We start from the raw sequence: 23,089 nt of genomic DNA, 5'->3' as shown, positions 1-23,089 counted from the left end.
AACCGTCAGCCATCACCAAACCAGCTCCCGCCGGAAGCTGCCGGATCACGCGGGCGCAGGGGTCTCTGCGGCGGACTTCAGCCGCGTCAGCGTAGTGCGGATGCCGTGCGCGTTGCGTGGGACCCGGTTGCCGAAGATCGGCCGGAACAGCAGTCTCAACGCCGCGGGCCGGTGGTCGGTCCACGACTCGGTGACCGCGCATCCGGCGTCGGTCGGCTCGAAGCGGTAGTCCCACAGTGAGATCGGCACCGGTCCGAAGTGGATCGTGAACGCGAACCGCCGCCCCGGCTCCGCGGCGACCACCCGGCCGAACGTGAACCAGCGCACAGCGCCGGCCCGGTTGTGACCGACGAACCGCGCGCCCACCTCCGGTCCGCCGGCCGACGACCAGGTGACGCGGGTGCACTCCGGGCTCCACTCGCCCATGCGGGGCAGGTCGCTCACCAGGACATAGAGCGTCTCGGCCGGTGCCTCGACGGAGATGGTCTCGGTCAGATCGGGCATCGGGTTTTCCCTTGTTCGGCGTGAGCCTGTGGATGCCGAGCGTGACACCGGCACCCGCTGACGGCATACTCGGGGCCCCGTGACGCCGATCACCACGGTGCCGGGATGTCCGCGAGCCAAGCTCCACCATCGCTCCGTCCAAGCCCTGGAGGACCTCCGTTGACCCGCAAACGTCAGGCGATCGTCGTCGCCGCGCTGATCGCCGCCATGGCCGGCGTCCCGGTCATGGTCAATGCCGCCCATGCCGACCAGCCGACGCCGGCCGACCCGGCGGTGAAGCGCTCCGAGACCGGTTCGTACATCGTCCAGCTCGACGACTCCCCGGTCGCGGAGTACGACGGTGACATCGCCGGCCTGGCCGCCACCAAGGTCCTGCCCGGCGGCAAGCTGCTGAAGACCGCCGCGCCGGTCGTCGACTACGTCAAGCACCTCGCCACCGAGCGCGACGACGTCCTCGCCAAGGTCCCGGCCGTCAAGAAGCTGTACGACTACAACTACACGTACGCCGGCTTCTCCGCCGAGATGTCGTACGACGACGCGGTCAAGCTCGCCAAGTCCTCGGGAGTGAAGAGCGTCGAGCCGAGCGAGATCGAGCACGCCGACACCGTCGACACGCCGCGCTTCCTCGGTCTGTCCGGCAAGGGTGGCGCCTGGCAGCAGGCGGGTGGCGTCGACAAGGCCGGTGACGGCGTGATCATCGGGATGATCGACTCCGGGTACGTCCCGGAGCGGGCGAGCTTCGCGCCGATGAAGACCACCAAGCAGTCCGACGCGCTGATCGCGAAGAAGTGGAAGGGCACCTGCCAGGCCGGCGAGGAGGCGCCCGTCACCTGCAACAACAAGGTGATCGGCGCCCGGTACTTCGACAAGGGCATCGGCACCCGCCCGATCCCGGAGGAGTTCAAGTCGCCGCGCGACTACGGCGGCCACGGCACGCACACCGCGAGCACCGCGGCCGGCAACTACGGCGTCGACATGAGCGTCATGGGCCGCGACTACGGCAAGGGCTCCGGGATGGCGCCGCACGCCCGCCTCGCGATCTACAAGGCGCTGTGGGCGGTCGACGCGACGGGCGGCGGCAGCGGGACCGACGCCGACATCGTGGCCGCGATCGACGCCGCGGTCTCCGATGGTGTCGATGTCATCAACTACTCGATCTCCGGCAGCGGGTCGACGTACGTGAACGCCACCGGTCTCGCGTTCCTGCGGGCGGCGAAGGCGGGTGTGTTCGTCGCGACCAGCGCCGGCAACACCGGCCCGGGCGATGCCACGGTCGGCAAGACGTACCCCTGGGTCACGTCGGTTGCCAACGGCACTCATGACCGCGACATCCAGACCACGGTCACACTCGGCAACGGCAAGTCCTACACGGGCGCGGGCATCGGCGCCGGTACGCCGGAGGCGCCGGTGATCCTCGCCAAGGACGCGGGGCTCGCCGGAGCCGACCCGGCCAACCTGGTGCTCTGTCAGGCGAACACGCTGGACCCGGCGAAGGTCAAGGGCAAGATCGTGGTCTGCGACCGCGGCGTCAACGCCCGCGTCGACAAGAGCCTGCAGGTGAAGAACGCCGGCGGCGTCGGCATGATCCTGCTCAACATCACGCCGGGCACCCTCGACTCCGACCTGCACTCGGTCCCGACCGTCCACCTCGACGAGAAGGCCGCGCCGGAGGTCAAGGCGTATGTCGGCGGCACCGCGAAGCCGACCGCGACCATCAGCCCCGGTACGCCGGTCCGCGTCACCGCGCCGAAGGTCGCGGCCTCGTCGAGCCGTGGGCCGTCCCCGGCCGGCAACGGCGACCTGCTGAAGCCGGACATCATGGCGCCGGGCACGAACGTGCTGGCCGCGACGACCGCGTTCAGCGCGGCCGGCGGTGAGTACGCGTTCATGAGCGGTACGTCGATGTCCACGCCGCACATCTCCGGGATCGCGGCGGTCCTGAAGAGCAAGCACCCGACGTGGTCCCCGATGGCGATCAAGTCCGCGATGATGACGACCGCCACCGACAAGGACACCAGCGGCAAGCCGATCCAGAACGACTCCGGTTCGCCCGCCAACCCGTTCGGGTACGGCGCCGGCCTGGTGCAGCCGAAGCTCGGGATGGACCCGGGCCTGGTCTACGACTCGACGTACACGGACTGGACGAAGTTCGTCTGCGGCTCCGGTCAGGTGCCGAGCACGCACGAGCTGTGCGCCAACGGCAAGATCGACCTGAGCGACCTGAACTACCCGACGATCGCGATCGGTGACCTGGCCGGCAAGCAGACCGTGACCCGGACCGTGACGAATGTGGGCAAGACCCCCGAGGTCTACTTCCCGAAGGTCGAGGGCCTGAAGGGCCTCAAGGTGACGGTCTCGCCGCGGATCCTGATCACGCTGCCGGGCCACAGCACGACGTACAAGGTCACCGTCGAGAACAACGGCGCCCCGCTCGAGCAGTACTCGTTCGGTCGCCTGGTCTGGAAGTCGGCGCAGCATTCGGTCGCCAGCACGCTCGCGATCAAGCCGCTGACGGTGAAGGCCCCGGTCCAGGTCAACGGCACCGGAACGGCCGGCTCCGTCGACGTCCCGATCACCTCCGGGTACGCCGGGACGCTCACCACCACCGCACTCGGCCTGACGCCCGCCACCGTCGGCGAGGCCACGCTGAAGAACCCGGGCGGTGTCTCGTTCCCGACGACCAGCCCGAAGGCCAACGACCACGTCGCGAAGTTCACCGTGAACGTCCCGGCCGGGACGACGTACGCCCGGTTCTCCACGTTCGACACGGACTACCCGACCGGCACCGACCTGGACGTCTTCGTCTACAAGGCCGGTACGACGACTCTGCTCGGCAGCAGCACCGGCGGCTCGGCAGAGGAAGAGGTGAACCTCGCCCAGCCCGCAGGCGGCCAAGTGGACGTGTACGTCGACCTGTACGCCGGAGCGAGCGAGCAGGCGGTCAAGCTCGACCACTGGGAGCTGCAGAAGGCTGAGGGCAACCTGACCGTCACACCGGCCAGCCAGCCGGTGACGGTCGCCGGACAGGCCGGCGTGACTGCCTCCTGGACCGGTCTGACCGCAGGCACCAAGTACCTGGGCCAGCTGCACTTCTCCGACGGCGCGGACGGCTCCGGCTCGACTGTCATCCGGGTAGACAGCTGAACGGCGAGGGCGGCCCGGCACACCACCGGGCCGCCCTCATCGTCAATCAGTGCTGGACGAACGAGAAGCCATCAGCCTTCTTGATCAGCTGCTTGCACGCCCCGGACGTGACGTCGCAGCGCCAGAGGTCGTAGCTGAGTCTGTTGCCGTCCTGGCTCTCGTTGAGCGTCAGGAGCTGTGTCCCGTTCTCGAAAGCGGGCTCCGGCAGCACGTCGAGCATGTGGTTCGGCACTTGGAGTTTCGTGACCTGACCGGTGTTCACGTCGATCGCCACACCAGCAAAGCTCTGGACCATCGTCCGGCCGTCGGGGGACAGCACCGGGTACAGATGCGGTTGCCCCTCGGCGCAATACTCCCGGAGCACCTTGAAGCCGTCCTCCCGCAGGACGCCGGCCCTGACGCACTGCTTGCCGCCGGCCTTGGCCGACACGGCGATGGTCGCGGCGGCCTTGGGAACCGATGCGCTGCCGTCGAAGCCTGGAATCGACACCGTGCGCTTCGCGCCGGTCGACGGCTTCCAGACGATCAGCTCGGCCTTGCCGGTGGTCATCCAGAGCCCGTCCTGGTTCCAGCCGACGATGTCGGGGTGCAAGGACCCGGCGGGCAGCTGAGCGACCTGCCGCCCGGACCGGACGTCGACGACGATGACCTGACCCTTGGTGTTGGACAGGTAGTGCCACAGGGCGACCAGCTTGCGGTCGGGGGACAGGGTGCTCTGGTCGGAACGCTCCGGCCCGAGCGGCCGGAAGGTGCCGTTCGGCTGCAGGACGCCGGTCCGGAACTCGCCGGGCTTGGCCATCCGGATCCCCATCCAGCCACCGGCCACGCGCTCGAAGTACGAGTTGGCGAAACCCTTCGGCAGCTTCACCGTCTGCTTGCCGTCGTGCAGCGTCGAGGTCTCGGGGTTCATGTACGGGAGCTCGGGCGCGGCCCCGGACACCGGCGGGGCAGGCGTGCGGGCCGGAGCGGTGTCGTTGCCGGACGACCGGCTCAGGAACGAAGCGGCGAGGACGGCGACCACGGCGATCGCGGCGGCGGCCGCGACGACCGGCCAGTGCCGGCGCCGGCGGGTCGAGTCGAGGCCCGGCCCCTGGGCGTCGTCGGGAACGGTGGCGGCCTGGGAGGTCAGGTAGTCGCGCAGACGCGTCTCGGTGTCGGTCATCGCAGTTCCTTCAGGCGTTCGGTCAGGACCGCGATACCGCGTGACGAGGTGGCACGCGCGGAGGATTCGCTGATCCCGAGAATCTGGGCGATCTCGGCGTAGGCGAGATCGAGGTAGTACCGGAGCACGAGCACCTCGCGGGTCCGCCGGGGGAGCGTCTGGAGCGCCTGCTGGACCTCGGACCGCGCCTCGCCGAGCACGACGTCGCTCTCGGCGGAGTCGTTCGGCGCCTGATGCGGTGGGATGTACAGCCGCGCCACCTTGCGCCGGCGCAGTACCGACCGGCCCCGGTTCACCACGGCGGTCCGCAGGTAGGCCAGCGCCGCATCGGACCCCCGCAACGGCCAGCGCCGGTACAACTCGGCAAAGGCCTCCTGTACGACGTCCTCTGCCGCCTGCCGGTCGTCCACCATCAGCACCGCCAGCCGAACCAGCCCGACCCAGTGCTGCTGGTACAGCGCCGACACCGCCGCATGTGCATCCACTTGCGCAGGGGGTCTGATGCTCACCAAGGGATTCGTCACACCTCTACAGACGCGCGGCGTTCAGAAACGCTGCATCCGCTCGCGCACCCAGTCCAGGTGGGCCAGCGCATTCTGCCGCTGCCACTGCCGGACCGTCGGCAGCCCAGGCGGAGACGGCTGCGCCGAGCCCCACCACATCCCGCCTGCGATCGCCGCGATCAGTCCAGTGATCCCGGAATCGTCGGGCAGTTCCGGCAGCGTCACCGACCCCCGCATCTCCGCCTGCAGGATCACCGAGTCCGTCCAGCGTGGTGCCAGCCCCGGGTGCGCCCAGTCGATGAACACCACCCGGTCGTCGGTCAGGATGATGTTGTCCGCCCGCAGGTCGTAGTGCGCGAGTGCCTTGCCCTCAGCCAGTGCCCGCAGTCCCGTCCGGGCCATCTCGGCGAACTCCTCGGGATCCACCCAGGACGGTACGGCGAGACCGTCGGCCAGGACGTTCTCCCACCGGCTGAGGAAGTCCCGACTCCGTACGGCGATCACCGGCGCCTCCGGCCACGGCGACGGGTCCAGCGCGTCGGTGAGCTCGTCCAGCGCGCCGAGTACCCGGTCCGCCTCCTCCTGCGTCCACGGGTGGCGGGGCAGCTGGCCGGAGATGTCCTCGAACAGCATCCCGACCCAGTCGCCGTCGTCGTACACGTCGTACATCAGCGGGACCATCGGGAGCGGTCCGATCGCGCGCGTCGCGGTGATCTCCTGGCGGAACAACACCGGCGTCTTCGGGTTCAGCGACGTACCGACCGCTTTCACGAAGGCCCGGCGGCCGGAGGCGGTGACCAGGCGGGCGGCGGTGCCGGGGGAGAAGCCGCCTTGCTGGGTGTCGGCCGAGATCACGACCGAACCGAGCGTGCGTTCCACCCAGGCCCGCACAGCGGCGGGCAACTCCCCGTAGGGCAACCGGACCCCAGCAGCATGCGCCATGCGTCACCACGCTAGCGGCCTCCCGCCACTGATTTTCGAATCCGCTGGACCCCCATGGGATGATTGGTCAGATACCCACGTACCAGACCAGATTTGGATCCCTCCGTGCCCGTTGGCCCCACGAAAGTGCCGCAGCCGGGTCGTACCGACCCGTCGCTGATCCGGAACTTCTGCATCATCGCCCACATCGACCACGGCAAGTCGACGCTGGCCGACCGGATGCTGCAGATCACCGGTGTGGTCGACGACCGCTCGATGCGGGCGCAGTACCTGGACCGGATGGACATCGAGCGTGAGCGCGGGATCACGATCAAGTCGCAGGCGGTCCGGCTCCCGTTCACGCCCAGGCCCGACACCCCGGGCGGCCTGCTCGCCCCGGACGGTACGACGTACATCCTGAACATGATCGACACGCCGGGGCACGTGGACTTCACGTACGAGGTCTCGCGGTCGCTGGAGGCGTGTGAGGGTGCCGTCCTGCTGGTGGACGCCGCGCAGGGGATCGAGGCGCAGACGCTGGCGAACCTGTACCTCGCGCTGAACGCGGACCTGCACATCATCCCGGTGCTGAACAAGATCGACCTGCCGAGCGCGCAACCGGAGAAGTACTCCGAGGAGCTCGCGAACATCATCGGCTGCAGCCCGTCCGACGTACTGAAGGTCTCGGCGAAGACCGGCGAGGGCGTCGAGGACCTGCTCAGCGAGATCGTCGCCCAGATCGAGCCACCGAAGGGCGTCAAGGACGCTCCGCCGCGGGCGCTGATCTTCGACTCGGTCTACGACACCTACCGCGGCGTCGTGACCTACGTCCGGGTGGTCGACGGCGAGCTGAACCACCGGGACCGGATCAAGATGATGTCGACCGGCGCGGTGCACGAGATGCTCGAGGTCGGCGTGATCTCCCCGGAGCCGCTGAAGACGCAGAGTATCGGCGTGGGTGAGGTCGGTTACCTGATCACCGGCGTGAAGGACGTCCGCCAGTCCCGCGTCGGTGACACCGTCACCTCGAACGTGAACGGCGCGACCGAGGCGCTCGGCGGCTACAAGCACCCGCAGCCGATGGTGTACGCCGGTCTGTACCCGATCGACGGCGACGACTATCCCACGCTGCGCGACGCGCTCGACAAGCTCCAGCTGAACGACGCCGCCCTGCAGTACGAGCCGGAGACCTCCGGTGCGCTCGGCTTCGGCTTCCGCTGTGGCTTCCTCGGTCTGCTGCACATGGAGATCGTCCGCGAGCGGCTCGAGCGCGAGTTCAACCTGGACCTGATCTCGACCGCGCCGAACGTGGTCTACCGGGTGGTGATGGAAGACGGTACCGAGCACGTCGTCACCAACCCGAGCGAGTTCCCCGAGGGCAAGGTCGACGAGGTCTACGAGCCGGTGGTGAAGGCGACCATCCTGAGCCCGAGCGACTACATCGGCGCGATCATGGAGCTCTGCCAGCAGAAGCGCGGCGCGCTGAACGGCATGGACTACCTGTCCGAGGACCGGGTCGAGCTGCGGTACACGCTGCCGCTCGCCGAGATCGTGTTCGACTTCTTCGACCAGCTGAAGTCGAAGACCAAGGGCTATGCGTCGCTCGATTACGAGCCGACCGGCGAGCAGTCCGCGCAGCTGGTGAAGGTCGACATCCTGCTGCACGGCGAGACCGTCGACGCCTTCTCCGCGATCGTGCACCGCGACAGCGCCTACTCCTACGGCGTGGCGCTGGCCGGCAAGCTGAAGGAACTGATCCCGCGGCAGCAGTTCGAGGTGCCGATCCAGGCCGCGATCGGGTCCCGGGTGATCGCCCGCGAGACGATCCGCGCGATCCGCAAGGACGTGCTGGCCAAGTGCTACGGCGGTGACATCACCCGGAAGCGCAAGCTGCTCGAGAAGCAGAAGGAAGGCAAGAAGCGGATGAAGATGGTCGGCCGCGTCGAGGTCCCGCAGGAGGCCTTCATCGCTGCCCTCCGGACGTCCGACTCGCCCGAGAAGGCCGGCAAGAAATAGGTGTCCGCCGTCGACATCCCCGAGGGCCTGCTGGTCGTCGGGTTCCGCGGCCAGGACTGGGCAGACTGGCTGGACCGGTTGCCGCGGGTGACGCGTGACCTGCTCGGCGAGTGGGAGCTGCGGGTCGACGGCGCGTCGGCGTACGGGAACTGTGCGCTGGTCGTGCCGGTGCTGACGCGGGACGGCGAGCGGGCGGTGCTCAAGGTGCAGTTCCCGCACTGGGAGGCGGAGACCGAGCACCTCGCGCTCCGGACCTGGGCCGGCAACGGTGCGGTCCAGCTGCTGCGGGCGGATCCGCGCCGGTTCGCGATGCTGCTCGAGCGGCTGCACCCGCGCGACGCGACCACGATCGACGCGCTGGACGCTTGTGAGCTCGTTGGCAACACCTACAAACGACTGCACGTCCCGGCGGGACCGCAGTTCCGCACCCTGTCCGGCGAACTCCAGCGCTGGACCGATCGGATGCGCCAACTGCCGGCGTCCGCCCCGGTCCCGCATCGGTACGTCGAGCAGGCGATCTCGCTGTCCGAGGACTTCATCGCCGACCCGGCCACCGACGGCACGCTGATCCACACCGACCTGCACTACGAGAACATGCTCGCCGCCGACCGCGAACCGTGGCTGGTGATCGACCCGAAGCCGCTGTCCGGTGATCCGCACTTCGAGGTCGCGCCACTGGTGTGGAACCGCTGGGACGAGATCACCGGCGACCTGCGATTCGGCGTCCGGCAGCGCTTCTACACCGCCGTCGACGCCGCCGGCTTCGACGAGGACCGCGCCCGCGACTGGGTGATCGTCCGCCAGATGCTGAACGTCCTGTGGACCCTGGAGAGCGCCACCACCGACGAGTCCCTGCCCCAGGACTGGCTCACCCGCAACATCGCCATCGTCAAAGCCATTCAGGACTGACCGCACTCCGCCATTGCATCGCCGCCGCCAACAGGCCAATTGGCCCGGGGCCGGCGTGGTGAGTGAACACAGGTTCTCGTGGGTGAGCACAGGCAATAACAGGTCTCCACCCCTCGGTTCCTGTCTTCGGGCCCTGGAATGACGCTCGCTGAGCCGCGCCTTGGGGTGGTGTGAGGTGGCGGACAACCTGTTGTAGTTAGTAGTTACTACCTACTAACTTCGATGCCATGAGGATGACGCAGGAGCAGCGGCGGGCGCAGATTCTCGGGATCGCCGAGCAGGAGTTCGCCACGGCGGGGCTGTACGGCGCCTCGACGGAGACGATCGCCCGTCGCGCGGAGATCACGCAGGCGTACGTCTTCCGCCTGTTCGGGACCAAGAAGCAGCTGTTCCTGGAGTGTGTCGACGCGGCGTTCGAGCGGATGCGGATCGCGATGCTCGCGGCCGCCGGCGGGGCGCGCGGGGTCGAGGCGCTGACCGCGATGGGGCAGGAGTACAACGACATGCTGGCCGATCGCACCACGCTGCTGCTCCAGCTGCAGGGCGTCGCCGCGGCCGCCGCCGGTGACGGCGAGGTCCGCGACGCCGTCCGGGGCAGCTTCGCGCGGCTCTGGCAGGCAGTCGCCGAGACCGCGGACCTGGACCCGGTGACGATCAAGTCGTTCCTTGCCTTCGGCATGCTGTTGAACACCAACGCCGCCCTCGACCTGCCGCAGGTCGACGAGCCGTGGTCCCATCAGGTCCGGACCCGGATCAAGCCCGGCCTCTTCAACCACATCACCACCGAGACCAACCAATGAAGGTGAGTAAGGAAAGGAACGCCGTCCGGTCGCCCCGCCTGCTCGTCGGGTTCCTGGTCTTCGTCGGGTTGATCACCGCGGTCATCGGGAGCCTCGGCGCCCCGCTCATCACCGCGGTCGCCGAGGCGTACGACGTCTCGCTCGCCGCCTCGCAGTGGACGCTCACGATCGCGCTCCTCGCGGGTGCCGTGGCGACGCCGGTACTCGGCCGGCTCGGATCGGGCCCGCGCCGGCGGACCGTCGTACTCGTGATGCTGGGTGTGGAGGTCGTCGGCAGTCTGCTGACCGTGCTTCCGTTGCCATTCGCGCTGCTGCTCGTCGGCCGGGCGCTGCAGGGGATGGGGATCGGCCTCGTTGTGCTGATGATGGCGGTCGCGCGGGATCACCTCGACGAGCAGCGCGCGGCGCGGACGATCGCCTTGCTGTCGGTCGCGTCGACCGCCGGCATCGGGATCGGGTACCCGCTGTCCGGCCTGCTCACGGATCTGGCCGGTGTCCGCGCTGCCTACGGATTCGGCCTCGCCATCACCATGGCCGCCTTCCTCGCCGCCGTCTTCGCCCTCCCGCACGCGCCGGACCGCCCGTCGACCCGTCTGGACCTCCGCGGCGCCGTCCTGCTCGCGATCGCTCTCCCGTCGCTCCTCCTCGTCATCGGCGAAACCAGCCTCTGGCGCCACCAGGCTCCGCTCGCGATCACGATCCTCGCGGCCGCCGTCCTGGTCCTCATCGGCTGGATCTACCTGGAGGCGCACACCGAACAGCCGCTGGTCGACGTACGCCTCCTCAAGCACCCGGCCGTTGCGGCGGCCAACCTGGTGATGCTGACCGGTGGCGTCGGCATGTACCTGCTGTTCAGCCTGATCACCCGCTACGTGCAGACGCCCGCGACCGCCGGATACGGCTTCGGTCTGAACACCTTCGAGTCGGGGCTCGTCCTGGTTCCGTTCTCGGTGCTCGGCTTCGTCGCCGGCCGACTCGTCCCGGCCTGGCGCGAACGGCTCGGCGCGCGGTTGTTGCTCGGGGCAAGTACAGCGGTGGTGCTCGCCGCGTTCGTACTCTTCGCGGTCGCCCGCTCACCCTTGGTGCTACCAATTATCGCGATCGGTGTTCTGGGCTTCGGCGTCGGTGCGTTCTCCGCCGCGATGCCCGCCGTCATCCTCGCGGTGACGCCGGCCGCCGAGACCGCCAGCGCGATGAGTGTGAACGCGGTCGTCCGCAGCGTCGGCTTCTCCACCGGAAGCGCCCTCGGCGGCCTGATCCTCGCCGCGCACACGACCGGCGTCTTTCCCAGCGAGTCCGGGTACGCCGCTGCGGCCTGGATCGGCGTGGTGGCGACGGCCATGACCCTGGTGATCATCGCCATACTGCCGCTCAAGCACCGATAAACCGGTGGAACCGCCGGGGTGCGCGGGGAGAGGATGCCGCTATGCGGTTGCTGACGGTCAATGTGGTGGAGGAGCTGATCCCGGGCCCGAAGGAGACGGGGTTCACCTCCATCGACAAGCGTCCGCGGCCCGGCCGCGTCCAGGTCGGCGAACTCGGACTCGCCGGTGACCGGGTCTGCGACACCGAGAACCACGGCGGCCCCGACCAGGCTCTCTACGCGTACGCCGACGAGGACGCGAGCTGGTGGTCCAGCGAGCTCGGCCGTGACATCCCGACCGGACTGTTCGGCGAGAACCTCCGGACCGAAGGACTCGACCTGAACGGCGCGTTGCTCGGTGAGGTCTGGCGGATCGGCGACGAGGTCGAGGTGATGGTGCGTGCGCCGCGCATCCCGTGCATCACGTTCCAGCACCGCATGCAGGAACCGCGCTGGGTCAAGCGCTTCCACCAGGCCGGCCGCCCCGGCGCCTACCTGAAGGTGCTCCGGGCGGGAGCGATCGGCGCCGGCGACCCGATCGAGATCGTCAGCCGCCCCGATCACGAGGTGACGATCGCGGAGATGTTCGGTGCGCAGGACCCGGTCAAACTGCAACGGATGCTCGACTCGGAGGTCGACCTGATGGAGGAGCTCCGCGAGATCGCGCAGCGCGTCGTGGCGCGCGGGTGAGCGCGCCCGCACCGGCGCAGGCCCCTGCCGGCAAGGGGATTCTGCCGGCCCCGGGACCGTTGCGCCCGCTTGCCCTGGCGACCCTGCTGAGCCGGATCGGCAACGGCCTGCTGATGACGGTCAGCGTCTTGTACTTCAACCGCATCGTCGGACTGTCGATCGCCCAGGTCGGGCTCGGTCTGACCATCGCCGGTCTGTTCGGGCTGCTGTCCGCGGTGCCGCTCGGCCATTTGGCGGACCGGCGCGGGCCGCGGGGCCTGTTCGTCGTCCTGAGCCTGACGGTGTGCGCCCTGTCGCTGGTCTACCTGTTCGTGCAGAACTTCTGGCAGTTCCTCGTCGTGAGCATCGTGCTGACGATGATCGACCGCGGCGCGGGTGCGGTCCGGGCCGCGCTGATCGCGGCCCTCACGACCGGTGCGGGCCGGGTCGCGGCGCGGGCCTATCTCCGGGCGATCACGAACATCGGCATCACGGTCGGCGCGGCCGTCGGTGCGTTCGCGCTGCATTTCGACACCGGTACGGCGTACCGCTCGATGTTCGTGCTCGACGCGCTGCTGAGCAGCATCGCGGCGTTCGTCGTCCTGGCGATCCCGCGGGTGGCGCCGCAGCCGCACGACGACGAGGGACCGGTCTGGGTCGCGCTGCGCGATCGCGGGTACCTCGCGGTGGCGGCGCTCAATGCGGGGATGAGCATCCACTACGCCGTCCTCGACGTGGCGATCCCGCTCTGGGTCGTCGACCACACCGACGCCCCGCGCTGGACGGTCGCGCTGTTGCTGATCATCAACACCGTGGTCGTCTCGCTCTTCCAGGTCCGCTCGTCCCGCGGCATCGCCGACCCGGCGACGGCGGCGCGCGCCACGCGGACGGCGGGGTTGTTGTTGCTCGCCGCAATGGTCTTGATGGCCGGCGCCACCTGGGGCAACGCGGCGATCGCCATCGGGCTGCTCGCGGTGGGGGCGTTCGTCCAGGTGATCGGTGAGCTCCTGCAGTCGTCGGGCTCGTTCCTGCTGAGCTTCGACCTGGCCGCGGATCATGCGCAGGGTCAGTACCAGGGCGTGTGGAACACCAGCATGTCGATCAGCACCATGCTCGCGCCGACCGTCCTCGCCCTCCTGCCGCTCGGGCTCGGCGTTCCCGGGTGGATCATCCTCGGCGTCTGGTTCGCGGTGATCGGCCTCCTGTTCGTCCCGGTCGTGCGCTGGGCGGCGGCTCGGTCAGCCGACCGGCTCGCGGTAGCCCAGAGCAGCTGAGATCTTGCGGGCCGCCTCGATCGCGGCCGGCGCCATCAGCGCGACCTGCGCGATCGACTGCTCGAGCGACAACGTGGAGATACTGACGGCGGCGATCGCCGCGCCGGTGTGGTCGTGGATGACCGCGGCGACACAGCGGATGCCGGGCTCGTTCTCCTCGTCGTCGAGCGCGTACCCACGGGCACGGACCTGCGCGAGATCGGTCTTGAGCGCGGCGGCCGTCGTATGTGTGAGCGGCGTACGGGCAGGCAGGCCGGTCCGGGTGATGTGGACGTCGAGGGCCTCTTCGTCCTTCTCCGCGAGCAGCGCCTTGCCGATGCCCGTGCAATGCAACCAGATGGCCTTACCGACCCGTGACGGCATCCGGTACGGCTTGGGGCCGTCGAGACGTGCGACGTAGATCGCCTCGTCACCGTTCAGCAGACCGACGTGCACCGTGCAGCGGGTCTGGGCGACCAGGTCCGCGAGCACCGGGCGCGCGACCGTGGCGAGGTCGACGTTGGTGAGCGCGTGACCAGCCAGCCGCAGCGCCTTCGGGCCTGGGTGGTACGACCCGTCCTCGGCCTGGGTGACGAACTCGTGCTCGACCAGCGACGCCATGATCCGGTGCACGGTCGACTTGGCCAGGCCGGTCGCGTTCACCACGTCGGTGAACCGCGAATGCTCCAGTACGGCGTCCAACACCATCAACGTCTTGTCGATGGCCGAGGGCGAACTCATGTCGGACATCCTGCCACTCCTTATCTCGCCAGCCAGCCACCGTCGACCGCCAGCACATGCCCGTTCACGTAGTCCGCCGCCGTCGACGCCAGGAAGACCGCCGCGCCGACCACATCCTCGGCGCGCCCCCAGCGGCCGGCCGGGATCCGCTGCCGGATCGCGGCCTCGCGGACCGGGTCCGCGCGCAGTTCGGTGGTGTTGTCGGTGCTGATGTATCCGGGCGCGATCGCGTTCACCTGCACACCGGCAGGGCCCCACTCGTTGGCCAGCGCCCGGGTCAGTCCCGCCACCGCATGCTTGCTCGCAGTGTAAGCGGGGACGTTGATCCCGCCCTGGAAGCTGAGCAGCGACGCGATCGTGACGATCTTCCCGGAACCGCGCTCCGCCATCGCGGCGCCGACCGGTTGGGTCACCGCCCACGTCGAGTTGAGGTTCACGTCGACGACGTGCTGCCAGTCCGCGGTCGTCGTCTCTGCCGCGGGCGCGCGCCGGATCGTGCCGGCGTTGTTGACCAGGATGTCGATCCGCCGGGACCGCACGAGCTCGGTGGCCGCCGCCCCGACCGCGGCCGGATCGGCGAAGTCGGCGATCACCACCGTCACGTCGCCGCCCCCGTTCCGCTTGATCGCTTCGAGCGTGTCGTCGAGCGCCGCGTCCCGGGCCATCAGGATCAGCTCGGCACCGGCCGCGGCGTACCCCGCCGCGATCGCCGCGCCGATGCCGCGCCGGGGTCCGGTGACCAGTGCCGTGCGTCCTTCGAGGCTGAAGGACGTCACCGCAGATCCTGTACGTCGACACCGTCCATGTCGCCGAACGCCTGGTTCTCGCCGGCCATCGCCCAGACGAAGCTGTACGACGACGTACCGCAGCCGGAGTGGATCGACCAGCTGGGGGAGATGATCGCCTGCCGGTCCGCGACGATCAGGTGCCGCGTCTCCTCGGGCTCGCCGAGCAGGTGCACGATGCGCTCGGTCTCCGGGAGGCCGAAGTACAGATAGCACTCGGTGCGGCGATCGTGGGTGTGGGCGGGCATGGTGTTCCAGGTGCTGCCCGCGTGCAGCGTGGTGACCCCGAGCACGACCTGACAGCTCTGCACTCCGTCCGCGTGGATGAACTGGTCGATGGTCCGCCGGTTCGCGGTCCTTTGGTCGCCGAGCTCGAGCCGGTTGCCCTCACCCGGGTTGACCTGCGCCGTCGGGTACGTCGTGTGCGCGGGCGCCGAGAACAGGTAGAACGCCGACTCAGGACCCTCGAAAACGACCTCGCGAACACCGCGTCCGACGTACAGGCAGGCTCCCGTGGTGAGTTCGTACTTCGTGCCGTCGGCCGTGACCGTGCCGGGTCCGCCGACGTTGACGATGCCGGCCTCGCGGCGCTCGAGGAAGTACTCGCTGCGCAGCTCGGGGTAGGTGTCCAGCGTCAGCGGGCCGTTCACCGGGCGGGCGCCGGCGAGCACGATCCGGTCGTGGTGGGTGAGCACCGCGGTGATGGTGTCCGGGACGAAGAGGTCGTCCACCAGGTAGTGGCGGCGCAGCGCGGCGGTGTCGAGGCCGGGCAGCTGCTCGGGATGGGTGGCATGCCTGATCTGCAGAGTCACGGAACTAGGTTCTACTCAGCAGAACACGCTGTCAACGCGAGAACACATCCGGCGAAGGTTCCAGTTCCGTTTCTTGACACCTCGTTCTGTTCAATGGAACCTCTCAAGCACTCACCCCCACGCCTCTGGGAGGACGACGTCGATGAGCTGGTCGACTCGCTGAACGCCGGCGGGAGCACGCGATGGGCTGCGGCCGTCAGTTGAAACGTCGGCCGCGACACCGGCCGCGGATGAAACACTGTCCCACGTCACGGAACCGACTACCACAGGAGAACCGCCTCATGCCGAACATCACCGTCGAACTCCTCTCCGGCCGGACCCTCGACCAGCGCCGCGAGTTCGTCGCCGCCGTCACCGAGTCAGCGATCGCCATCCTCGGCGCCAAGCGCGAAGCCGTCCGGATCGTCTTCACCGAGATCGAGACCACCGACGTGGCCAACGGCGGCACCCTCGTCGCCGACGCCTGACCCGCGCCGCCGGCAGTTCCCGCCGGAGGAGCCGGATCTCCAGCACTCATCAAACCCGCCCGTCGGGCGATCCTGAGCGTGCGACAGCTCGGTCGGGGCCCATTGGTGAGTGCTGGCGGTCCGCTCCCTGAAACTTGCGGGCACCGGGCGTGCCCACCCACTACCCTCGGGCGCATGCGAGTAGGTGTTTTCGGTGCCACGGGTCAGGTCGGTGGGGTCATGCGGGAGTTGCTCGTCGAGCGCTCCTTCCCGGTCGACGAGGTACGGTTCTTCGCCTCGGCGCGCTCCGCGGGAACGAAGCTGCCGTTCGGGGACCGGGAGATCGTCGTCGAGGACTCCGCGACGGCTGACTTCTCCGGGCTCGAGCTGGCGCTGTTCTCCAACGGGAAGACGGCCTCCAAGGAGCTCGCCCCGAAGGTCGCCGCGGCCGGCGCGGTCGTCGTCGACAACTCGTCCGGCTGGCGGATGGACCCCGACGTACCGCTGGTCGTCTCCGAGGTGAACCCCGAGGATCTCGACACGATCCCGAAGGGCATCGTCGCCAACCCGAACTGCACCACGATGGCCGCGATGCCGGTCCTCGCCCCGCTGCACCGGGCGGCCACGCTGACCCGGCTGGTGGTCTCGACGTACCAGGCCGTCTCGGGTTCCGGCGGCGTCGGCGTGAGCGAGCTCGAGGACCAGGCGCGCGAGCTGGCCCCGGTGGGCGGCAAGCTCGCCCGGGGGACCGACGGCATCACCCTCCCCGAGCCCAAGGTGTACGCCGGGCCGATCGCCTTCAACGTGCTCGCACTGGCCGGCTCGATCGTTGCCGACGGCACCGGTGAGACCGACGAGGAGCAGAAGCTGCGGAACGAGAGCCGGAAGATCCTGCACATCCCGGACCTGCCGGTGGCCGGTACCTGCGTCCGCGTCCCGGTCTTCACCGGCCACTCGCTGAGCATCCACGCGGAGTTCGCCGAGGACATCACCCCCGAACAGGCCACCGAGATCCTCGGCTCCGCGCCGGGGGTCGCCGTCACGGACCTCCCGACCCCGCTGCTCGCGGCCGGCCAGGACCCGTCGTACGTCGGCCGGATCCGCCAGGACCAGTCGGTCCCGGGCAACCGCGGCCTGGTGCTGTTCGTATCCAACGACAACCTCCGCAAGGGCGCCGCGCTGAACGCGGTCCAGATCGCCGAACTCCTCGCAAACCGCTGACCTCCCGGCCTGCCTTGCCGGTAGTGTGATGCGCTCTGGCGAGGGAGGTGGCCGGGCTGGAGTTTCGGGTGTTGGGGGCTGTGGAGGTGCGGTCCGCCGACGGTGACGTCGTACCGCTGCCGTCGCATCGGGCCGTCGTCTTGCTGGCCGCGCTCGTCCTGCGGGTCAATCGGACCGTGTGGATCGACGAACTGGTCGACCTGATCTGGGCTGCCGACGACCTGCCGAGCAACCCGCGGGCGGCGCTGCAGATCTACGTCTCCCGCCTGCGGACCGCCCTCGGCGACACCGAGCGCACGGTCATCCGGACCGACTCCGGCGGCTATTCGTTGCATGTCGATCCGGCGCAGGTCGATCTCGAGGTGTTCCGGTCGCTCGTCCGGCGCGCGACCGACCTCGACGAACCGGCTGCTCGGATCGAGCCGCTGACCCGCGCGCTGGCCCTCTGGCGAGGTCAACCGCTCGCAGGGCTCGACACCACGCTTACCCGCGAGGTGATCCCGCGCCTCGACGAGGAGCACCTCCAGGCTCGTGAGTTGTCCTTCGACGCGCGCCTGGCCGTCGGCGAGTCCAGCGAACTCGTTCCCGAACTCACCGAGCTCACCGAGCGCCACCCGACCCGAGAACGCTTCTGGGCACAGCTCATCCGCGCCCACCGAGCCTCCGGTCGCCCGGCGCTCGCGTTGTCGACGTACGGCGTCGTCGCCGACCGCTTGCGTGATCTCCTGGGCGCCGACCCCGGTCGTGAACTCCAGCGCCTGCACGCGGAGCTCCTCACCGCCGCCGACACCGAGGCAGGCGTCGTACCCCGGCAACTGCCGTCCGGCGTCCGCTCCTTCACCGGCCGGACCGAACACCTGCGCCGCCTCGACGAACTGCTACCGACCGCGAGTCTGGCCCTCCTCATCGGCCCGGCCGGCGTCGGCAAGACCTCCCTCGCGCTGCACTGGGCCCGACGCGTCGCGGACCGCTTCCCCGACGGCATCCTGTACGCCGACCTGCTCGGCTTCTCGCCCGCGGCGGAGACCGCCGATCCGCACGCCGTCCTGACCCGCTTCCTCGGTGCACTCGGCACCCCGCCCGAACGACTACCGTCCACCGTCGACGAACAGATCGCGCTGTACCGCAGTGTGCTCGCCGACCGATCCGTGCTGGTCGTCCTCGACAACGCGCGCACCGTCGAGCAGGTCCGCCCGCTCGCGACCACCGGGGTCCGGTGCTGCACAGTCGTCACCAGCCGCAACGAGCTCGCCGGTCTGGTCGCCACCGAGCAGGCCGAACCCGTCCGGCTCGACGTCCTCGATGCGGCGCAGTCGAAGCAGTTGCTGATGGCAAGAATCGGCGCGGAGCGCTGCGACTCGGACCCGGCGAGTATCGAGGCCCTCGTCGAACGCTGCGCCGGGTTGCCGCTGGCGCTCTCCCTGCTCGCCGCGCAGATCGCGCTCCGGCCGCGGCGTTCGCTGCAGTCCTTCGTCACAGCGCTCGGCGACGGTCCGCTCGACGCGCTCGCGACCAGCGACGGTGTCGACGTCCGGACGATCTTCTCCTGGTCGTATCGGCAGTTGCGGCCGGAACTCGCGCGGATGTTCCGCCTGCTGTCACAGCACCCCGGCGCGGAGATCACCCTCGGAGCGGCGGCCGCGCTGGCCGGCGTACCGCTGCCTGAGGCTCGCCGGATGATCACGGTCCTGGTGGCGAATCACCAGTTGATCGAGATCGCACCGGACTGTTGGGTTCTGCACGATCTGCTGCGCGCCTACGGGCAGGAGCTGTGTGCGGCCGAGGAGGCGGGCGCGGCCTTCGAGCGGTTGCTCGGGTACCTGGTCCACACCGGTCATGCGGCGGCGATGTTGCTGGCGCCCGGGCGGGTGCCGGTGGAGTTGCCGGAGCGTACTGACGGGGTCGATCTCGCCGCGCCGACGACGCGGGACGAGGCGTTCGCCTGGTTCGATGCCGAGCAGGCGAACAGTCTCGCCGTACTGCGGGCGGCCGCTGGGCGGGACGACGTACTGCTGTGGCTTTATGTGTGGACGATCGCGGACTATCTCGATTTCCGCGGGCGGTCCGGGTACATGCAGTCGCAGCGGCTCGCGCTCGAGGCGGCGGTGCGGATCGGCGACCTGTCGAAGCAGGCGCAGACGCGACGCGACCTCGCGCGGGGGCACATGGCGTTACGCGAGTGGGACGAGGCGATCCGGCAGCACGAGCTCGCGCTCGGGATCGCGGAGGAGATCGGCGACGAGGCGGCGATCGCACACGGCTCGCTCAGTCTGGCCAGGGTGCTGACCCGGACCGGTGATCACCGGCAGGCGATCGAGAAGACCTCGCGAGCGTTGCGCATCTACGAGCGCACAGGGCACGGCTCGGCGCGGGCGAACGCGCTGAACAACCTCGGCTGGTACCACGCGAAGCTGGGCGAGTACCAGACGGGCCTGGATTATGCGCAGCAGGCGTTGAAACTGTACTCGGAGCAGGACTCCGACTTCGGGCGCGGCGTCGTCAGCGACACCGCCGGCTATGCGCTCGCCGGACTGGGACGTCTCGAGGAGGCGATCGCCAGCTATGCGGCCGCGGCCGACATCATGCGCGGTCTCGGCCGGCGCGGCGATACGGCGGACTGCCTGATGTCACTGGCCGAGACGCAGGAGCGGGCCGGACAGGCCGAAGCGGCGCGTGACAGTTGGGCAGCGGCGCTCGAGATCCTTGACGAGTTGGACCATCCCGACGCCGAGGTGGCCCGTCGTGCGCTGGACGGACAGTGAGACATGGGACACCGACCGTGCGCGCATGTTGCGGAAACGTAATGGAGAAGGTGCAGCTGGGTAAGCGAGTGCCATGGTCAGGACCGTGCGCCAGCGATTACCCTCCAGTCACTTGACCCCCGATGGAGGCCAGTTATGAAGTCTGTCGCCGATTCCGGCCAGCTCGCGCTCCTCAGCAACCGCAAGGACACCATGGCCCAGATGTTCCTGGACCGGGTGGCGGCGACGCCTGCGCGGGAGGCGTTCCGGTTCCCGCGCGGGGAGCAGTGGAAGTCGGTGACCTGGCGGGAGACCGAGGAACTGACCCGGCGGCGCGCCGCGGGACTGATCGCGCTCGGGGTCGAACCCGAGCAGCGGGTCGCGATCGCGGCCGGTACCCGGATCGAGTGGATCGAGTGCTACCTGGCGGTCGTCCTCGCGGCTGCCGCGACCACCACGATCTACCCGTCGACGATCTCGTCCGACGTGGCGTTCATCGTCGCGGATGCCGACGTACAGGTGGTGTTCGCCGAGGACGCCGAGCAGGTGGACAAGCTCCGCGCGCACCGGTCCGAGACGCCGTCGCTGCGCAAGGTCGTGCTGATCGACGGGCTGCCGGAGGAGAGCGACGGCGACTGGGTGATCGGGCTCGGCGACCTCGACATCCTGGGCGACACGTATCTGGCCGAGCACGAGGCCGCGGTCGACGACCGCCTGGCCGCGATCAAGCCGGACGATCTCTGCACGCTGATCTACACCTCCGGTACGACGGGACGCCCGAAGGGCGTGCGGTTGCCGCACCCGGTGTGGACGTACGAGGGCGCCGCCGTCGAAGGCATGCGGGTGCTGTCGCCCGACGACCTGCAGTTCCTCTGGTTGCCGTTGTCGCACGTGTTCGGGCAGGTGCTGCTCGCGGTCCAGTTCCAGATCGGGTTCGCGACCGCGGTCGACGGGCGGATCGACAAGATCGTCGACAACGCGGCGGTCGTCCAGCCGACCTTCATGGCGGCCGCACCGCGGATCTTCGAGAAGGCGCACGCGCGGATCCGGACGATGATCCAGTCCGAGGGCGGGGCGAAGGCGCGACTGTTCGACTGGGCGTTCGGCGTGGGCGCGAAGGTGTCCGCGGTACGGCAGCAGGGCCGGGAGCCGAGTGGCTTGCTGGGTGCGCAGTTCGCGGCGGCGGATCGGCTGGTGCTGTCGAAGATCCGGGCGCGGTTCGGCGGGCGGATCCGGTTCTTCGTGTCCGGGTCGGCGGCGCTGGACAAGACGCTGGCCGAGTGGTTCCACGCGGCCGGGTTGCTGATCCTCGAGGGGTACGGGTTGTCCGAGACGGCGGCGGGGTCGACGCTCAACCGGCCGACGCACTACCGGCTCGGCAGTGTCGGTCCGGCCTTCCCCGGCACCCAGTTCAAGATCGCCGAGGACGGGGAGATCCTGATCAAGGGCGACGGTGTGATGAGCGGGTACCACAACCAGCCGGAGCAGACCGCCGAGGTGCTGGACGCCGACGGGTGGTTCCACACCGGCGACATCGGGCACTTCGAGGACGAGTTCCTCTTCATCACCGACCGGAAGAAGGACCTGTTCAAGACCTCCGGCGGCAAGTACGTCGCGCCGCAGGTGATCGAGGGCCGTTTCAAGACGATCTGCCCGTACGCGAGCCAGTTCATCGTGCACGGCAACCTGCGCAACTTCGTCTCCGCCCTCGTCACGCTGGACCCGGACGCGATCGAGGGCTGGGCGGCCGCCAACGGCCTGGCCGGCAGGCCCTACGCGGAGATCGTCACCTCCGACGCCGCGCGCGCGATGGTCCAGGGGTACGTCGACGAGCTCAACGCCGGCCTGAACCGCTGGGAGACGATCAAGAAGTTCACCATCCTCGACCGCGACCTCACCATCGAGTCCGGCGAGATGACCCCGAGCCTCAAACTCAAACGCAAGTACGTCGAGACGCAGTACGCCGACGTACTCGACAAGATGTACGAGTAGCCCGACCGACACCACTCACCGCGACCGGACATCCGCGTTCGCGAAGGTGTCCTCGTCGAGCCGGACTGTCACGATCGCGACGCGGAGGGTCGGCGCGAGGTCGTCCCACAACGCCTGGCTGATGGCCGCGAACGACAGCGAGACAGCGACCGACTCGGGCCAGCCGTTCGAGTCCACGACCGGGGTACTCGCCGACGGTCTCCTGAAGGTCGCGCATCGTCTACCGGCCCAGGAAGGCGTGGACCGCGGCGACGTACTCCGCGGGTTGTTCCTCGTCGATGGAGTGGGCGGCGCGCGGGAAGATCTCGAGTTCCGCGCGGGGGAGGCGGGCGGCCAGGTCGCGGGGGATGTCGAAGCCGATGTGGCGGTCCCAGAGGCCGGCGAGGATCAGGGTGGGGAGATCCGCGGCGGCGAGGTCGTCGGCAAGGCCGCGGCGTTCCTTGCCGACCAGTGCCATCGCCACCTCGAGGTTCGACTCCGGCGCGTCGTCGAGGGCGGCCGGGATGTTCGCCGGGTCGTAGTAGAAGAACTGCGCGGCGTTCTCGCTCTGCGCGATCGCGCCGATGGCGGCGATCGTCCGCTCGATCGGGTCGGTGAGCTCGTCCAACTGACCACGCAGGGCGACCCGCTCAGCCGTCGTGAGGAACGGGTCGACGGCACCCGGGCGCATCGTCCACAGGCCGGGGTGGAGCGGATCGACGATCGGCGGCGCGTGCAGGATCAGCCGATCGACCTGGTTGCGATGAGCAACGGCGTACTCCGCGGCGAGCAGGCACCCGAACGACACGCCCCACGGGACGATCCGCTCCAGGCCCAATGCCGTTCGTAACTCCTCGAGGTCCGCGACGAGCTGCGGCATCGTGTACGTCCCCGTGTCCGTCGGCCGCGCGGACCGGCCGCACCCACGCTGGTCGTAGAACACCACCGTCGCGGCCTTCGCCATCGCGTCACCAACGGACTGCTCGATCGAGTACGAGCTCTCACCCGGCCCACCGTGCAACAACACCAACGGCACCCCGCCGTTCCCGGCCCCGGCCACCCGCACCCAGTGCTCCACCCCACCAAGGGAAACCGTCCGCACTCCGTCGCTCAGCATGCGTGCGAGGA

At 69.3% G+C, this 23,089-nt stretch carries 20 protein-coding genes; 11 read left to right on the top strand and 9 right to left on the bottom strand.

All coding sequences use genetic code 11. The features are described from left to right. Positions 1-45 precede the first annotated feature (45 nt). Positions 46-504 (bottom strand): SRPBCC family protein, encoded by a 459-nt coding sequence (locus ACFYRH_RS37405; protein ID WP_387784977.1) that lies wholly within the window; start codon positions 502-504, stop codon positions 46-48. A 159-nt stretch (positions 505-663) separates the two neighbouring features. On the opposite strand from ACFYRH_RS37405, the gene ACFYRH_RS37400 reads away from it, so the two are divergent. Next, positions 664-3,648, top strand: a complete 2,985-nt coding sequence (locus ACFYRH_RS37400) for a S8 family serine peptidase (RefSeq protein WP_387784976.1) — start codon at positions 664-666, stop codon at positions 3,646-3,648. Between the two features lie 46 nt (positions 3,649-3,694). Here the strand turns inward: ACFYRH_RS37400 and ACFYRH_RS37395 are convergent, their stop codons facing one another. The 3 genes from ACFYRH_RS37395 to ACFYRH_RS37385 are packed head-to-tail and all read right to left on the bottom strand — an operon-like array spanning position 3,695 to position 6,255. After that, the gene (locus ACFYRH_RS37395) at positions 3,695-4,810 is read right to left on the bottom strand and encodes a hypothetical protein (RefSeq protein ID WP_387784974.1); all 1,116 of its coding nucleotides are present in this window, start codon (positions 4,808-4,810) and stop codon (positions 3,695-3,697) included. Beyond that, a complete protein-coding gene (locus ACFYRH_RS37390; protein ID WP_387784972.1) occupies positions 4,807-5,295 on the bottom strand; it encodes an RNA polymerase sigma factor in 489 nt (162 codons plus the stop codon). The genes ACFYRH_RS37395 and ACFYRH_RS37390 overlap by 4 nt, the downstream gene beginning before the upstream one ends. Positions 5,296-5,355: 60 nt before the next feature. Then, positions 5,356-6,255, bottom strand: coding sequence for a hypothetical protein (locus ACFYRH_RS37385; RefSeq protein ID WP_387784970.1), 900 nt, complete (start codon positions 6,253-6,255; stop codon positions 5,356-5,358). Positions 6,256-6,360: 105 nt separating this feature from the next. Here ACFYRH_RS37385 and lepA point away from each other — a divergent pair, with 105 nt between their 5' ends. The 6 genes from lepA to ACFYRH_RS37355 all read left to right on the top strand — a co-directional run bounded on the left by lepA (position 6,361) and on the right by ACFYRH_RS37355 (position 13,265). Next, positions 6,361-8,250: a translation elongation factor 4 gene (gene lepA / locus ACFYRH_RS37380; RefSeq protein ID WP_387784968.1), complete on the top strand. Its 1,890-nt coding sequence runs from the start codon at positions 6,361-6,363 to the stop codon at positions 8,248-8,250. Next, the gene (locus tag ACFYRH_RS37375; protein ID WP_387784966.1) at positions 8,251-9,159 is read left to right on the top strand and encodes an aminoglycoside phosphotransferase family protein; all 909 of its coding nucleotides are present in this window, start codon (positions 8,251-8,253) and stop codon (positions 9,157-9,159) included. A gap of 227 nt (positions 9,160-9,386) precedes the next feature. Continuing rightward, positions 9,387-9,959 carry a TetR/AcrR family transcriptional regulator gene (locus ACFYRH_RS37370; RefSeq protein WP_387784964.1) on the top strand — a complete coding sequence of 191 codons (573 nt, stop codon included), beginning with the start codon at positions 9,387-9,389 and terminating at the stop codon, positions 9,957-9,959. A gap of 2 nt (positions 9,960-9,961) precedes the next feature. Then, a complete protein-coding gene (locus tag ACFYRH_RS37365) occupies positions 9,962-11,344 on the top strand; it encodes an MFS transporter (protein ID WP_387784962.1) in 1,383 nt (460 codons plus the stop codon). Positions 11,345-11,385: 41 nt separating this feature from the next. Further along, entirely contained in the window at positions 11,386-12,012 is a 627-nt protein-coding gene (locus ACFYRH_RS37360; RefSeq protein ID WP_387784960.1) for an MOSC domain-containing protein, read from the top strand. Further along, complete coding sequence (locus ACFYRH_RS37355; protein ID WP_387784959.1) at positions 12,009-13,265, top strand: MFS transporter; 1,257 nt, start codon at positions 12,009-12,011, stop codon at positions 13,263-13,265. Before ACFYRH_RS37360 ends, ACFYRH_RS37355 begins: the two co-directional genes overlap by 4 nt. Here the strand turns inward: ACFYRH_RS37355 and ACFYRH_RS37350 are convergent. From ACFYRH_RS37350 to kduI, 3 genes are read right to left on the bottom strand one after another with little or no spacing between them, the layout of a single operon-like run. Further along, the gene (locus ACFYRH_RS37350; protein WP_387784957.1) at positions 13,230-13,985 is read right to left on the bottom strand and encodes an IclR family transcriptional regulator; all 756 of its coding nucleotides are present in this window, start codon (positions 13,983-13,985) and stop codon (positions 13,230-13,232) included. The two genes, ACFYRH_RS37355 and ACFYRH_RS37350, sit on opposite strands and share 36 nt — an antisense overlap. Before the next feature lie 20 nt (positions 13,986-14,005). Next, the gene (locus ACFYRH_RS37345; RefSeq protein ID WP_387784955.1) at positions 14,006-14,761 is read right to left on the bottom strand and encodes an SDR family oxidoreductase; all 756 of its coding nucleotides are present in this window, start codon (positions 14,759-14,761) and stop codon (positions 14,006-14,008) included. Then, a complete protein-coding gene (gene kduI / locus ACFYRH_RS37340) occupies positions 14,758-15,582 on the bottom strand; it encodes a 5-dehydro-4-deoxy-D-glucuronate isomerase (protein WP_387784953.1) in 825 nt (274 codons plus the stop codon). Before kduI ends, ACFYRH_RS37345 begins: the two co-directional genes overlap by 4 nt. Before the next feature lie 281 nt (positions 15,583-15,863). On the opposite strand from kduI, the gene ACFYRH_RS37335 reads away from it, so the two are divergent. From ACFYRH_RS37335 to ACFYRH_RS37320, 4 genes are all read left to right on the top strand, one after another. Then, positions 15,864-16,049, top strand: a complete 186-nt coding sequence (locus tag ACFYRH_RS37335) for a tautomerase family protein (protein ID WP_387784951.1) — start codon at positions 15,864-15,866, stop codon at positions 16,047-16,049. A 174-nt stretch (positions 16,050-16,223) separates the two neighbouring features. Then, positions 16,224-17,249 (top strand): aspartate-semialdehyde dehydrogenase, encoded by a 1,026-nt coding sequence (locus ACFYRH_RS37330; protein ID WP_387784949.1) that lies wholly within the window; start codon positions 16,224-16,226, stop codon positions 17,247-17,249. Between the two features lie 68 nt (positions 17,250-17,317). Further along, the gene (locus ACFYRH_RS37325; RefSeq protein WP_387784947.1) at positions 17,318-20,011 is read left to right on the top strand and encodes a BTAD domain-containing putative transcriptional regulator; all 2,694 of its coding nucleotides are present in this window, start codon (positions 17,318-17,320) and stop codon (positions 20,009-20,011) included. 135 nt (positions 20,012-20,146) lie between these two features. Next, the gene (locus ACFYRH_RS37320; protein WP_387784945.1) at positions 20,147-21,982 is read left to right on the top strand and encodes an AMP-dependent synthetase/ligase; all 1,836 of its coding nucleotides are present in this window, start codon (positions 20,147-20,149) and stop codon (positions 21,980-21,982) included. 15 nt (positions 21,983-21,997) lie between these two features. Here the strand turns inward: ACFYRH_RS37320 and ACFYRH_RS37315 are convergent, their stop codons facing one another. Both ACFYRH_RS37315 and ACFYRH_RS37310 read right to left on the bottom strand, forming a co-directional pair. Continuing rightward, positions 21,998-22,159, bottom strand: a complete 162-nt coding sequence (locus tag ACFYRH_RS37315; RefSeq protein ID WP_387784944.1) for a hypothetical protein — start codon at positions 22,157-22,159, stop codon at positions 21,998-22,000. Positions 22,160-22,202: 43 nt separating this feature from the next. After that, the gene (locus ACFYRH_RS37310) at positions 22,203-23,078 is read right to left on the bottom strand and encodes an alpha/beta fold hydrolase (RefSeq protein ID WP_387784943.1); all 876 of its coding nucleotides are present in this window, start codon (positions 23,076-23,078) and stop codon (positions 22,203-22,205) included. Positions 23,079-23,089: the final 11 nt, after the last annotated feature.

The sequence above is a fragment of the Kribbella sp. NPDC004875 genome, from assembly GCF_042873375.1.
Classification (GTDB): domain Bacteria; phylum Actinomycetota; class Actinomycetes; order Propionibacteriales; family Kribbellaceae; genus Kribbella.
Note: the sequence above shows the minus strand (reverse complement) of the source record. Positions and strands in the feature narration are given on the sequence as shown.